This is a genomic window from Pseudomonas viridiflava (assembly GCF_900602065.1).
GTDB lineage: Bacteria > Pseudomonadota > Gammaproteobacteria > Pseudomonadales > Pseudomonadaceae > Aquipseudomonas.
Genome location: NZ_UWFN01000163.1, coordinates 1 through 346 on the forward strand (window position 1 = coordinate 1; position 346 = coordinate 346).

Sequence of the window (346 nt, forward strand, 5' to 3'; positions counted from 1 at the left end):
CTTGGCAGCCTGGCTTTTGTGCGTGACAAGGCGGACGGCCACTCCGGTTCGTACACCGTGTATGACGCGGCCGTGCATTACGATCTGGGCCGTCTGAACAACACATTCAAAGGCATCAGCGTGGCGGTCAACGCCAACAACGTGTTCGACCGGGTCTACTACGCAGCGATCGGTACCAGTTCGGTATGGGGTTCCACCGACACCTATGGCGATCCGCGCAACTTCACGCTGACGGCCAAATACACGTTCTGATTCACCCTGTTCCGGGCGGCCATGGATGGCCCATCACTGCTCGCGATAAGGCACCACCTCATCCGGCCCCAGATAGATCGGGACACGCCACCCC

Annotated in this window: 1 protein-coding gene; it reads left to right on the forward strand. The window is 60.1% G+C overall.

The genetic code is table 11. The features are described 5' to 3' along the window. Positions 1 to 252: TonB-dependent receptor (locus tag EE949_RS08675; RefSeq protein WP_122663918.1), on the forward strand; the 252-nt coding region annotated here is incomplete at its 5' end. Positions 253 to 346 lie beyond the last annotated feature (94 nt).